Here is a 12784-nt window from a genome sequence, read left to right as displayed (position 1 = left end):
AGCCGTGTTCTCGGCCTGCGGGCGTCCGGTCAGACGCTCCACTTCTGGTTGTCGGTGCCGGCGCAGGTCCACAGTTGCAACCAGGCTCCGTTGCCCCGGTTGTTGTCCTTGATGTCGACGCACTTGCCGACGACGGTGTTGACCAGGTCGTGCCGCTCGTTCAGGACGAACTTCTGGGCGGCGTTGCCGCTGCACCGGGCGATCTGGATGGGAGTGCCGTCGTTGTAGTTCGCGTTGGCCACGTCCAGGCACAGACCGTTGATGCGGACGGTCCCGTCGGAGGCGAACTGCCACCGCTGCGCGGGACCGTTGTTGCAGTCCCATACGAACAGCTGCTTGCCGTCGCCGAACTCGGCGTTCGGTACGTCGATGCAGCGGCCGGAGAGATGGCTGCGCAGCGAGACCGGGGCGCTGAACGTGACACCCGACCCGGTGTTGGCGGGCTTGTCGTCACCGCCGGACTGGTTCCCTCCGCTGGGCTTCCCGGGCTGGTCCCTCTCACCCGCGTCCCCCTTGGGACTGTCCTTCTGACCGGCGTTCTGCTTCGGCGCGTCCTTGCCCGAGTGCTGCGCAGGGCCGCCCGCGGGAGCTTCCTTCACCGGCTTGTCGGGCTTGGCGGACTCCTTCTTGCCGTCGCCCGAGGCACTGGCGTCGGGCTGGGTCACCACGAAGTCGCCCGGTGCCTCCGGCGAACCCCCGCCGAGTACGGTCCCTCCCGCCGGGGCCGTCTTGTTGTCCTTGTCGTCGCCCCCGGCCAGTACCAGGAACGGCACCGACACGAGCAGCGCCCCGGCGACCGCGGCCCCGGCCAGCGCCGCCCTGCCCGGCCGCCCCACCTGACCGGCCTCCTGCTGCGGCCGGTCGATGGCGGTCGCGGTCATGGTCCGCACGAGTGCGGGCAGCCGGCTCTTGGCCGCCGCGGCGGCACCGGGCTCGGTTTCGGCCTCGGACTCGGACCGGCTGCCGGAGTCGGCCCCGCCCTCAGGGTTTGTCCCCGCATCGACCTCGGCCTCGGCAGCCCTGCTCGCTACGGCCGTTTCCTCCGCCTCGGCAGCCTTGGCTTCGGCCTCGCCCCCGGCCTTCGCCTCTGCGGGCTCGGGTTCAGGCTCGGGCTCGGTGGCTGAGGCGGCCACGGCGGTGGCGGCTGTCGCGGCCGTCTCCTCGCCGTCGGAGCCGGACTCCGACCGCGGGGAGGTGGGGGTGTGCTGGACCGGACGCGTCACGGGGTCCTCCCTGTGATGTGGGGCCAGGGTTCAGGGGAGTTGCCGGTGCGGGCCGCGGAGGCGACCGCGGTCGCGGGACCGGTACGGTCCGCCGGGCCGGAGCGGGCGCCGAAGCCCTCCGCCGCCGCCGCGTCCGCTGCGGACGCCCCCTCGGCACCCGGCCCTCGTTCGGGACCGAGGAGGCTGTCCGCCGGGACGAGCAAGGGGGCCGCGGCCCCGGCGTTGACCATCAGCAAGGTGCCCGAACCGGTCAGGGAACGGGCCAACTCCCGGGCGGGGAGCGTGTCATGCCGAAGTGCCGCGGACATGAACTCGTGTACCGGTGAGGTGAACAACAGCACCACCGGCGCTCCGTCCCGCCCGGCGGCCGTGAGCGGTCCGCCGTCCGGGCCGCGCACCACCGTGATGTCCGCTTCGGCGAGCGCCGCGAGGGCCTCGTCCACCGAGCCGTAGCCGGTGGCGGCCCGCTGTGCCGCGGCGTCCACCGGGTCGGTGGGCTCCGGCCAGCCGAGGATCCGGGCGGAGGGCCGGTACGCCGGGTTGGCGCGGTAGTCGCCCACGCTCCCGCTCTCGTCCGACTGCCACTCCCCCAGCACCGCCCACTCGGGCGGCGTCCGCTCGTCGGTCCACTCGGGGTCCACCACGCCGATCCAGTGCCCCGGTGCCTGGCGGGCGGCGGCCTGCACGGCCTCGGGTATCTCGGGGGTGTCGGTGGCCTCGACGGAGTCGGCGCCGGGTGACTCCGAAGCGGCTGTGGCACCGGAGCCGTCGGGCACCACGGGCCGGGCGTCGCGCCCGCCCTCCTGCCGTTGTCCGGGCCGCATCTCCACCTGAACTCTTGTGTCCCTACGAATACTTGAGTGTCGAACGGCATGGACGCACGCCGACACTGATCAACTCGGGGCGCCAACAGGATGCCACACGAGCCTCGTCCGTGGCGGTTCGGGCAAGGTCCGTATCGGGCGCCCGCGTGCCCGTTTGCTGCCCGGTTGGGGGACGTTCCGGGAGCAGGGAGGCGTGGGCGGACAAAGCGACGGGAGAGTTGGGGCGGGCTGGGCGGCTGATCGCCCCTGGCACAGGCTAAGTTGGGGCACGCCATCGGTCCGGTCGGCATACGTCGCCTTGCGGCCGGACGTCCGGGCCGGGGCCGTACGGGAAGACCGCGCAGCTCGGCAGGGCGTCGGACCGGCCTGCGGCCGCCACCGCGGCGGGTCTTGTGGAACTCGGCGCCCAGGACCGGGCGAACCGGTTCGTCCCGGCGCGGCACGCGGCCAACGCCCGCCGGGCTTCCCGGCGTTCGCCCGGCCGGCCGTCGCGCGGGCCCTGCACACCACCGACAGCTCCGCCACCGAGGAGGAGTACCGCATGTCCCCCCAGCAGCAGACCCCCGGCGCGAACGCGGAGGCGGCCGCCGCCCGCGAAGGGGAGGCCGGGTTATCGCCCACGCCTTCCGCACCGGACGAGGCGGCACCGAGCACGGCCGCAGCCCCCGAGGCAAAGTCCGGCACCTCCCCGGCCGGGGAGACCACCGCCACCGCTCCTCCCACCGGGGAGACCGCCGAAGCCGCTACCCCGCCCGCGGGAGCGGCGGCAGTTGCAGCCGGCACGACTGAGGCGCCCGAGGAGCGCGTCGCGGTGGCCGCGGCAGTCGGAACTGCGCCGCCGAGCACCAAGACCGACACCGGCGTCGGCAGCGGACGCCCCCGCAAGCCGGTTTTGGCGGGTGCCGCGATAGCCGGCGCGGTCCTCATCGCCGTACCGCTGCTGCTGGCCGGCAGCGCGAGGGACGACGGGCCCGGCGATTCCAAGGCGCCGGCCGCGGGTTCCGACACCGTCCTGAACCCGAACTCCGCCCCCGCCGCGCTCGACGACTACGTGGCCGAGAAGCCCAGTGCGTCCCCGAAGAAGGCGAAGCCCAAGAAGAGCGAGCCTGCGAAGGTCGCCGCTCCCCCGCCGGCCGCGCCCTCCCCGGAGCCCGTCAAGACCAGCGCTCCCGCGAAACCGAAGCCGAAGCCCAAGCCCAAGCCCAAGGCGAGCCCGAAGCCGAACTGGAGCACCGAGAGCGTCTTCGCGACCAGCGTCCTGGAGGTCAACCAGGCCTGGACCACCAACCGCATCCGGATGGTCATGCAGACCGACGGCAACCTCGTCGTCTACAACGAGCAGAGCAAGCCCATCTGGGCATCCATGACCTTCGGCCAGAACCACCGGGCGATCTTCCAGCAGGACGGCAACCTCGTCATCCACAACGCCGAGGACCGCCCCATCTGGGCCTCCCAGACCTGGGGCCGCGAGGGCGCCCAGCTGGTCCTGCGGGCCGACGCCAAGGTCGTCATCGTGCACAACGGCAGCGTGGTCTGGTCGACCTGACGCCCCTCGCGCGACGGGCTTCAAGGGCTCAGCCTGCAGCTGAACAACCGGAGCGGCCTGGACCGCCTGCACTGGGCCTGGCGGAAGTAGCCGGGGTGTGCCGCCCGGGTCGGCCGTAGCCGCGCCCCCGCCCGCCCGCCGTCAGCGCCCGACCAGTTGGGCGGCCAGGCGGTGGGCCTGGGTGAGAAGGGTGCCGTACGTCGCCAGGGTGTCGGGGTCGTCGGGCGCCGCGCCGAGCAGCCGTTGCCGTAGATCGTCCAGGGAGCGGTTCAGGTCCTCGACCACCTCGCGGAGCTCCTGGTCGGCCCGCTGGTCCTGCCCGCCGGGGGCGAACCGGCTGCGGGTGTAGAGCCCGATGGCGCGGGCGCTGCTGTGCAGGAAGTCCGCATACGGCTTCGCGGCGTGCGGGCCAGGTCGCCAACCCTTGCGATCGTCACCGGAGGACTCCAGCACGGCCCGGGTGACGCCCGCGGTGTGGACGGCGACGTAGTCGATGACGGTGACCGCGTCGTCGTAGTCCTGGCCCGGCTGCGAGACGAGGCGGCTGCGGCGGCGGGGATTGACGCGCAGGCTCTCCCGGCTCCAGCCGACCGCCGCGTGCGCCTGGTCCACAAGGCGCCAGAGGCGCAGCGCACGCTCGTGCAGCGAACCGGCCGTGTGGGAGTCCCACTCGTCGGCGGCCAGCCGGTCCGCCACGCATTCCAGGATCTCCTGCGCCTCGCCGGCCGCGTCCTCCAGCGCGGCACGGGTGCTGCGCAGATACACCGGAGGGCGGATCAGCGCGTTGACGGCGATACCGACGACCGCGCCGAAGACCGCCTCCGCGATCCGTGCCGCCGACGAGGTGACCGTGATCGGCCCACCTGTCAGTACGAAGAGGGCACCCGTGGCCGCGTAGACGCCCTGGCTGCCCAGGCGTCGCCAGTTCCCCAGCAGCACGACGGCCGGCAGCACCAGCGCCATCGCCGCCATCGGGGAGTCCAGGAGCAGGGCGACGCAGGTGGCCACCACCGTTCCCGTGGCGATGGCCGCCAGCTGCTGCAGCCCGTGCGCGATCGACCGGTACACCGTCGACTCCACCAGCACGATCGCCACCCAGGGCGCGATGAACGCCATCGGCGCCTGCAGCCACCAGCCCGCCACCGCCCACGCCACACACGCCGCCAGCGCAGCCTTGCCCGCCTGCATCACCAGATCCCGCTCACGCCCCGGCTCCGCAAACGCCCGCCTGACCGCCTCCACCGCGGCCCTGACGCTGGGCCTTACGCCCAGCGCCCTTCCTCGCATTCCGTGCATGCAGGCCAAGTGCCCTCACCGACCGGGATGAATTCACCCGCTCCGGGCCGATCGGGACCACGTGGGTCTGCGCCCCCGAGATCGACTGGGTGTACGTACGCCCCCTCGCGCGGGACCTCTGTCACATGGCGCGGCCCCTCGAGTGGTGGGAGCCTGGAGGTGGTGCTGTGCGCCGCTCCGCGCTCTCGCGAGGAGGGATGGTCATGGCCAAGCGTCTCGTCGTCTGCTGTGACGGCACATGGAACTTCGCCGACCAACCGAGCAAGACCAACGTCGCCAAGGTCGCCCTGTCCGTGCTCCCGGGGTTCGCCGCCGGGAAGGAGCAGCGTGTCCATTACCACAGCGGTGTGGGCACTCGACGGCGGGAGCGGTTGCGCGGCGGCGCGTTCGGCGTGGGTCTGTCCCGGAACGTCGTCGACGCCTACCGGTTCCTCGTGGAGACGTACGAGCCCGACGACGAACTCTTCCTCTTCGGCTTCAGCCGGGGCGCGTTCACCGCTCGCAGTCTCGCGGGGCTGGTGCGCAACGGCGGCATCCTGCGTCGGGAGCACGCCGACCGGATCCCGGAGGCCTGGGCCCTGTACCGAGACCGCATCGAGCAACCGAACGGCGCGGCAGCCACGTTGTTCCGCCGTTCGTACGCGCGCGAGACGGAGATCCGTTTCATCGGGGTGTGGGACACGGTCGGCGCCCTCGGCGTCCCCGTCCCCGGCGCCTCGTGGCTCCAGCCCGCGGCGCACCGGTTCAACCGCCGCTGGGCGTTCCACAACACCGAGTTGAGCAGTCGGGTCGGGGCGGCGTTCCACGCGCTGGCCATCGACGAGCGGCGTTCGGCGTTCCGGCCGGCGCTGTGGCACCAGCAGCCGGGCGCAGCCGAGCAGGGCCAGGAGCTCAAGCAGGTCTGGTTCGCCGGGGTCCACTGCGATGTCGGTGGCGGCTACAAGGAGACGGGGCTGTCGGACATCACCCTGCTGTGGATGGTCGATCAGGCCCGCAGATACGGGCTGCAGTTCGACACCGACGCGCTCAGCGCCGCAGGACCGAAGGTGATGAAGCCCGAGCAGAGCATCGATTTCCGGGTACGGCCGGACGCCTTGGGCGACCTGCACAACTCACGGACGGGAATGTACCGGCTCGCCAAGCCCTGGCACCGGCCGATCGGAGAAGCCGTCGACCCCCAAGGCGTGCCCGACGGCAACGAGTTCCTGTCGGTGCCCGCCAAGGAACGCTACGACCGGGACACGAACTACCGGCCCCCGCAGTTGGTGCGCCGCCTGACCGCCCAGGACCGCATCCGACTGGAGCCCGTCCTCCTGCCGGACCTCGCCACGGGCCTGCCGCCCCTGCCGGCCGCGTCGTCAGGCCCGGGCACGACGGCCGATACGCAGGGCGGCCTCGACCGTGCACCGTGACCTCGCGGCCATCTCCCGCAACGACAGGTCAGGACCGGTCGGCGTGTTGGCGCCGGGCAGCAGCTCGGCAAGGCCGTCAGCGGCGTATCCCGATGCTGTGTCGGAGTACGCCGCCCTGGAGCGAGAGGAGTTGCCGGCCACGGCCCGTAAGCGGCTTGTCCTTACTTCGGGTCGCGGTTGAACACCGACTTGGACCAGACGTAGCCGAGCGCGGCCAGTCCGACGCACCAGGCCACGGCCAGCCACCCGTTGTGGCCGATCTCGCTGCCGAGGAGCAGTCCGCGCAGGGTCTCGATGGCCGGAGTGAAGGGCTGGTACTCGGCGATCGGCTGGAACCAGCCCGGCATCGCGTCGACCGGGACGAAGGTGCTGGAGATGAGCGGCAGGAAGATCAGCGGCAAGGCGTTGTTGCTCGCCGCTTCGGCGTTCGGGCTGATCAGGCCCATGCCGACCGCGATCCAGGTGAGCGCCGTGGCGAAGAGCACGAGCAGTGCGAACGCGGCGAGCCATTCCAGGAGGGTGGCGTCGGTGGAGCGGAAGCCGATGGCGACGGCGACGGCGCCGACGAGGACCACGCTGATGATCGACTGCAGCACACTCCCGATGACGTGTCCGATGATCACGGAGCCGCGGTGGATGGCCATGGTGCGGAAGCGGGCGATGATGCCCTCGGTCATGTCGTTGGAGACGGACACGGCGGTGCCGATCGTGGTGCTGCCGATGGTCATCAGCACCAGGCCCGGAGTGAGATACGCGATGTATGCGGAGCGGTCGGCACCACCGCTGATGCCGGCGCTCATCACATCCCCGAAGATGTAGACGAAGAGCAGCAACATCATGATCGGCGTGAGCAGCAGGTTCAGGGTGAGGGAGGGGTAGCGCCGGGCGTGCAGGAGGTTGCGGCGCAGCATCGTCGACGAGTCGCGTACGGCGAGGGAGAGGGAGCTCATCGGACGTTCTCCTTGGACTGGTTCGGCTGGTTCGGCTGGTTGGGGATGGCGGTGCCGCTGGTCAGGGCGAAGAAGACGTCGTCGAGGTCGGGGGTGTGGACGGTGAGTTCGTCGGCTTCGATGCCGGCGGCGTCGAGCCAGTCGAGGATGGAGCGCAGCTCGCGCTGGCTGCCGTCGCTGGGGATCTGCAGGGCGAGGGCCTCGTCGTTTCGGGTGGCTTCCCGCAGTGCGGTGGCGGCGTTCCGGTAGGTGGCCGGGTCGGTGAAGCGGAGCCGGATGTGTCCGCCGGGGATGAGCCGCTTGAGCTCTTCGGCGGTGCCCTCGGCGGCGATCTTCCCGTCGTTGAGCACGGCGATCCGGTCGGCGAGTTCGTCGGCCTCCTCCAGGTACTGCGTGGTGAGGAAGACGGTGACGCCGCCGGAGACGAGCTCGCGGATGATCTGCCACATGTTGTGCCGGGAGCGCGGGTCGAGGCCGGTGGTCGGCTCGTCGAGGAAGATGATCTGCGGGTTGCCGACCAGGGTCATGGCGATGTCCAGGCGCCGCTTCATGCCGCCGGAGTAGGTGGAGGCGGGCTTCTTCGCGGCCTCGGTGAGGTCGAAGCGCTCCAGCAACTCGGCGGCGGCGCGCCGCCCCTCGCGCTTGGACAGGTGGTGCAGGTCCGCCATGAGGAGCATGTTCTCCTCGCCGGTGATCAGCCCGTCGACGGCGGAGAACTGCCCGGTGACCCCGATCGCGGCACGCACGGCCTGCGGGTCGGCGGCGAGGTCGTGACCCGCGACCTGGGCCTGCCCGCCGTCCGCGGTGATGAGGGTGGACAGGATCTTCACGGCCGTGGTCTTGCCGGCACCGTTCGGACCGAGCAGCGCGAACACGGAGCCGACCGGGATCCGCAGATCGATGCCGTCGAGGACCAGCTTGTCGCCGTACGACTTGCGCAGACCGACGGTGGAGACGGCGGCGGCCGACGGTTGACCGTCTCCGATTTTGGACGTGGGCATGACAGATGAAGGCATGGGGCCCTCCGTTTGAAGGCTGACGTTTTGAAGGCTGGGATGACTGATGCGAAGGCCGCAATACGGCTGAAGTGCGTGCCAGGCGGGGCCGGTTGGGGATGCGGCGCTCAGACCTTCGCGCGGCGGATGTCGATGTTGCCCCAGTTGGTCCGCGCGTGGACCTTGACGGTGTCCACGGTCTGCTCCGGCGCCTCGGACTCGGCCAGCGCGTTGCGCACCTGCCCGCGGTTGGAGCTGACGTCGAGCCAGGCGGCGGTGCCCTCGCGGATTCCGATCTCGATGCTGCCGTGGGAGGTTTCCAACTGGACTTCGCCGCGGGCGACTTCGGCCACACGCAGGTAGCCGTTGGTCGCGGTGCCGGTGACCGACGCCTCGGCGCGCGCGACGTCGATGCCGCCGTTGGCGCCGCTCAGCCGCAGCTCGCCGGTCACAGCGCCGACGGTCGTGGTGCCGTGCGAGTTCTTCAGGACGGCAGGGCCGTCGACGGTGCCGACGCGCACGTTGCCGGTGCTGCTGGTGATCTCGGCCATGCCCTCGACCCGGTCCACGGTGATCGAGCCGTGCGACGCGGTCAGCTTCACCGGGCCGGTCGTGTCGAGGCGGATGTCGCCGACCGAGGTCTTCACACGGACCTCGCCGAGCCGGCCCGCGCCGAGCACCTGGGCCCAGGCGCCGGTCATGTCGACGTGCGATCCCGCGGGCAGTTCGACGGTCACGTCGACCACGCCGGTGCGGCCGAGGCCGAACAGATTGGCCTTGGGAGTCCTGAGCGTCAGTACGCCGCTCACGTACGTGACCTCGGTGTGGTCCGCCGTCCGCGCGTCCGGCTCCCTCTTCGGGTCGCGGGGCTGCACCTCCACGACGGTGTCGAGGCGGTCGCTTGCGATGAACTGGATGGAACCGGCCTCCACACGCGCGGTGACCGAGATCGCTTCGGGAGTGTCGAAAGAAGGCATGGCTGTCCCGTCCTCATGAGTCCTTGGGTCGTCCCCGCTGGTGGGACGTGGTGTGGGTGAAGCGGTTCGGGTTGGGCAGTGCGGGTGGAGCAGTGCGAGCGAATCGGTGTGGGCGAGGCGCGGTCAGCGCACCCAGCCCGTGAAGCTCTGCCCGAGGGTCTTGGCCTTCTCGGGCGTACGCGGCCGGGTTCCGCCGTCGACCGCCGCCGACACGGCGCGCACCAGCCACGCGTTGACCGAGAGGCCCTCGCGACTGGCGGCCTCCTCGGCGCGGGCCTTGAGGTGGGCCGGCAGACGCAGGTTCACGCGAGCGGTGCCCCCCTCGTCAACGTCGGTCGATGTCGGTGCCGGGGCCTTGAACGGTTCGACGGGCGCGGCCGGTTCCGCGGCAGTGTCGCCGTACGTGGGCGGCGGCGTCACCACGAAGTCGGGGTCGAGCCCGCGCAGCCGTACGTCGACCGAGCCGGGGGCGAGTTCGCGGGTGATCTCGTCCATCGCGGCGGAGAGCACGTTGAGCATGGTCAGCCGGGTCGCCGACTCCAGGGGAGCGGTGAGCCTCGCGGCCAGCTCCCGGGCTTCGTCGCCGCCGGCTTCGGCAGCCACCGCGAGTTCGCGGCGGAGGGTGTCGACATACGGGGTGAGGTCCATGCCGCCACGATGGCACCACTTTGGTGCCACGCGCAAGTCCACAAGAAGAACAAATACCGATGGAGCCGATCCGGTGACCTTGACCTGCAAAAACACGCCGCCATCAGATCGGGTCACTACGACACCCAAATGACGTCGCCCCCCCCCTGGCGCCACTGTTGGTGCCACGTACCCCACCGAAAAGGCCGTGCTCCTAGGCACGGCAGATGAATCGCACACGCCGTGACGCCGCCGACGCCGCCACTGGCGCCACAAGGACTGACTATGGCGCCATCAATGTGCCATCATGGCACCACAGGGGGCACCTCTCAGTCTCGCAGCCGAGGGTGCGCGTTTCGCGACGTGAGTCATCAAAGGGGTCGGACCATGGAGACAGCACAGAGCCGGCAGCAAGCGGCGCCCGGCGCCTTCACCGCCTTCGCACGCTTCGTGTTCTGCGGCGGCGGGGTGGGGCTCGCCTCCAGCTTCGCCGTTGCGGCCCTCGCCTCCTGGGTCCCCTGGGCCTTGGCCAACGCTCTGGTCACCGCGGTCTCCACGCTCCTCGCCACCGAACTGCACGCCCGCTTCACCTTCGGCGCGGGCGGGCGCGCGACCTGGCGTCAGCATGCGCAGTCGGCCGGGTCCGCGGCGGCAGCGTACGCGGTGACCTGCGTGGCGATGCTTGTCCTGCACCAACTGGTGGCCGCCCCCGGCGCGGTGCTCGAGCAGGTCGTCTACCTGTCCGCCTCCGCACTCGCCGGTGTCGCGCGGTTCGCGGTGCTGCGCCTCGTCGTCTTCGCGCGGAACCGTTCGCAGGCCGCAGCCACCGTCGGCGTCGCACGCCCGGTGGACGCGACCGTGGCTCGCGCCGCGACCCCGGCCGCCCCCGGGGTGCTCTGCCGCGCCGCTTGACCTGCCCGATACTGGGACATCGGCGTCGCCGACAAGACGGGCGAGGCACCGGTCAGCTCATCCTGAACCGGCCGTCACAGGGCGTCCGCTCCGGCCGACGCCCTGCTCGCGTGTCACGGCTGTGGGACGAAATCTGTGTCGCTGCGGTTCGCCCGCTATGTTCGACCCGGCATTCGGCATCACACATGCGGGGCGGGCGTGCAGAGAACAGAACAACGGACCGAGGAGACGGTGACGGAGACGGTCGCCGAGACGGACGACGAGAGTCCGATACGGGAACGGCTCCGGTCCGGGATGCTCCTGTTGGTCGGGGCGGTCCTCCTTCTCGACGTGGTGCTCTTCCTGAGCGGCGGATGGTTGGAGGCACCGGCCGTACAGGCGTGGCGGACGGTGTGTCTCGCCGTCACCGTGCAGGCGCTGCCGTTCCTGTTGCTGGGTACGGCCCTGTCGGGCGCCATCAGCGCGTTCGTGCCGGAGCGGGTGTTCAGTCGCGTCCTGCCCAAGCGGCCCGCGCTCGCCGTCCCGGTCGCCGGCGCCGCCGGAGTCGTCCTGCCAGGCTGCGAGTGCGCGTCGGTACCGGTGGCGAACAGTCTGATCGGCAGGGGCGTCACCCCGGCCGCCGCCTTCGCGTTCCTGCTGTCGGCCCCCGCGGTCAACCCGGTGGTCCTGACGGCTACCGCCATCGCGTTCCCAGGCAACCCCGCCATGGTGCTGGCCCGGCTGCTCGCCTCGCTCGCCACCGCCACCGTGATGGGCTGGCTGTGGCTCCGATTCGGCCGCGAGGAATGGCTGCGGCCCGCCGTGCGGCACTCCGGACACCGGCCGGGGCACAGCCGCTGGACGGAGTTCCGGCGCGGTTTTCAGCACGACTTCCTGCACGCGGGCGGCTTTCTGGTCCTCGGGGCCATGGCGGCGGCCACCTTCAACGTGGCGGTCCCGCCCTCGGTACTCGAGACGTTCTCCGGTTCCGTCTGGCTGTCCGTCCTCTTCCTGGCCGGGCTCGCCATCCTGCTCTCGGTGTGCTCCGAGGCCGACGCGTTCGTGGCGGCCTCCCTCACCGGCTTCTCGCCTCTCGCGCGCTTGGCCTTCATGGTGGTCGGGCCGATGGTCGACCTGAAGCTGATCGCCCTTCAGTCGGGCACCTTCGGCCGCGCCTTCGCGGTCCGTTTCTCTGCCGCCACGACGGTCGTGGCGATCCTGTGCAGCGTGCTGATCGGAGAAGTGCTGCTGTGAGACCACTCTTCCAGGTGTCCCTGCTCTTCCTGAGCGGCCTCGGCGTGCTGCATGCCTCGCTCCTCACGGACCTGCACCTCAGGTACGTCAAAGAGGGAATGCGGCCGTTCCTGATCGCGTCGGGAGTCATCCTGCTCCTGCTCGCAGCTGCGGAGACGGTGTCGTACTGGAGGCGCGGCAGGGGCGACGGGACCGGCGAAGCCAATGAGGATCACGACGGAGCCGATGAAGACCACGACGGCGACGGGCACGGCCACGACCACACCTCCGTACCCCGCGTGGCCTGGTTGCTGCTCCTCCCAGCCCTGAGCCTGCTCTTCTACGCCCCTCCCGCCCTCGGCGCGTACACCGCCTCCCGCGAACCCTCCAAGGCGGTGAAGGAGCGGGACCACTTCGATCCGCTGCCCACGACCTCGCCGGTCCCCCTGACCCTCACCGAGTTCACCAGCCGCGTGCAGCAGGACCGCGAGCAGGGCATCAAGGGACGCAGTGTCCTGTTGACCGGTTTTGTCACGCCCGGCTCGGAGGGCGACGGCTGGTACCTGACCCGGCTCATTCTCAGTTGCTGCGCGGCAGACGCCCAGTCCGTCAAGGTACGGATCCATGGAGCCCGGGACCTGCCCGCCGACACCTGGGTGTCCGTCACGGGAACCTGGCACAGCGGCGGGACCCTGGGCACGTCCTCCGCACCGGTCGCGCTCGACGCCCGTACCGTCACGAAGATCGCCCGGCCGGTGAACGGGTACACGGATGCTCTTCCGCTGCCCACCACTAGGTGAACCGCGCCGG

The 12784-nt window shown here is 71.1% G+C and carries 12 protein-coding genes; 5 read left to right on the top strand and 7 right to left on the bottom strand.

The annotated features are described in order from the left end of the window. Positions 1 to 29: 29 nt before the first annotated feature. Together AB5J55_RS38585 and AB5J55_RS38580 are read right to left on the bottom strand one after the other, a co-directional pair. A complete protein-coding gene (locus AB5J55_RS38585) occupies positions 30 to 1223 on the bottom strand; it encodes a ricin-type beta-trefoil lectin domain protein (RefSeq protein WP_369275081.1) in 1194 nt (397 codons plus the stop codon). Then, positions 1220 to 2047: a type VII secretion system-associated protein gene (locus tag AB5J55_RS38580; protein ID WP_369275080.1), complete on the bottom strand. Its 828-nt coding sequence runs from the start codon at positions 2045 to 2047 to the stop codon at positions 1220 to 1222. The genes AB5J55_RS38585 and AB5J55_RS38580 overlap by 4 nt, the downstream gene beginning before the upstream one ends. A 541-nt stretch (positions 2048 to 2588) precedes the next feature. Between AB5J55_RS38580 and AB5J55_RS38575 the strand changes: the two genes are divergently transcribed. Next, positions 2589 to 3593, top strand: coding sequence for a mannose-binding protein (locus tag AB5J55_RS38575; protein WP_369275079.1), 1005 nt, complete (start codon positions 2589 to 2591; stop codon positions 3591 to 3593). A 141-nt stretch (positions 3594 to 3734) separates the two neighbouring features. Here AB5J55_RS38575 and AB5J55_RS38570 read toward each other — a convergent pair whose 3' ends face one another. After that, positions 3735 to 4781, bottom strand: coding sequence for an aromatic acid exporter family protein (locus AB5J55_RS38570; RefSeq protein ID WP_369276412.1), 1047 nt, complete (start codon positions 4779 to 4781; stop codon positions 3735 to 3737). Between the two features lie 311 nt (positions 4782 to 5092). Between AB5J55_RS38570 and AB5J55_RS38565 the strand changes: the two genes are divergently transcribed. Continuing rightward, positions 5093 to 6301 (top strand): DUF2235 domain-containing protein, encoded by a 1209-nt coding sequence (locus tag AB5J55_RS38565; RefSeq protein WP_369275078.1) that lies wholly within the window; start codon positions 5093 to 5095, stop codon positions 6299 to 6301. A gap of 161 nt (positions 6302 to 6462) precedes the next feature. On the opposite strand, the gene AB5J55_RS38560 is transcribed toward AB5J55_RS38565, so the two are convergent. The 4 genes from AB5J55_RS38560 to AB5J55_RS38545 form a co-directional block, all read right to left on the bottom strand. After that, positions 6463 to 7251 (bottom strand): ABC transporter permease, encoded by a 789-nt coding sequence (locus AB5J55_RS38560; protein ID WP_369275077.1) that lies wholly within the window; start codon positions 7249 to 7251, stop codon positions 6463 to 6465. Further along, complete coding sequence (locus AB5J55_RS38555; protein ID WP_369275076.1) at positions 7248 to 8252, bottom strand: ATP-binding cassette domain-containing protein; 1005 nt, start codon at positions 8250 to 8252, stop codon at positions 7248 to 7250. Before AB5J55_RS38555 ends, AB5J55_RS38560 begins: the two co-directional genes overlap by 4 nt. Before the next feature lie 122 nt (positions 8253 to 8374). Next, positions 8375 to 9223, bottom strand: coding sequence for a DUF4097 domain-containing protein (locus AB5J55_RS38550; RefSeq protein WP_369275075.1), 849 nt, complete (start codon positions 9221 to 9223; stop codon positions 8375 to 8377). Positions 9224 to 9346: 123 nt separating this feature from the next. Next, the gene (locus tag AB5J55_RS38545) at positions 9347 to 9871 is read right to left on the bottom strand and encodes a hypothetical protein (RefSeq protein WP_369275074.1); all 525 of its coding nucleotides are present in this window, start codon (positions 9869 to 9871) and stop codon (positions 9347 to 9349) included. 366 nt (positions 9872 to 10237) lie between these two features. Between AB5J55_RS38545 and AB5J55_RS38540 the strand changes: the two genes are divergently transcribed. The 3 genes from AB5J55_RS38540 to AB5J55_RS38530 all read left to right on the top strand — a co-directional run bounded on the left by AB5J55_RS38540 (position 10238) and on the right by AB5J55_RS38530 (position 12774). Continuing rightward, positions 10238 to 10762: a hypothetical protein gene (locus tag AB5J55_RS38540; RefSeq protein WP_369275073.1), complete on the top strand. Its 525-nt coding sequence runs from the start codon at positions 10238 to 10240 to the stop codon at positions 10760 to 10762. Positions 10763 to 11056: 294 nt separating this feature from the next. After that, positions 11057 to 11995 carry a permease gene (locus tag AB5J55_RS38535; protein ID WP_369276411.1) on the top strand — a complete coding sequence of 313 codons (939 nt, stop codon included), beginning with the start codon at positions 11057 to 11059 and terminating at the stop codon, positions 11993 to 11995. Further along, entirely contained in the window at positions 11992 to 12774 is a 783-nt protein-coding gene (locus tag AB5J55_RS38530) for a TIGR03943 family protein (protein ID WP_369275072.1), read from the top strand. Before AB5J55_RS38535 ends, AB5J55_RS38530 begins: the two co-directional genes overlap by 4 nt. The last annotated feature ends 10 nt before the right edge of the window (positions 12775 to 12784 follow it).

It is taken from the genome of Streptomyces sp. R11 (assembly GCF_041051905.1).
Lineage (GTDB): Bacteria > Actinomycetota > Actinomycetes > Streptomycetales > Streptomycetaceae > Streptomyces.
This window is presented reverse-complemented; position numbering and strand designations above follow the sequence as displayed.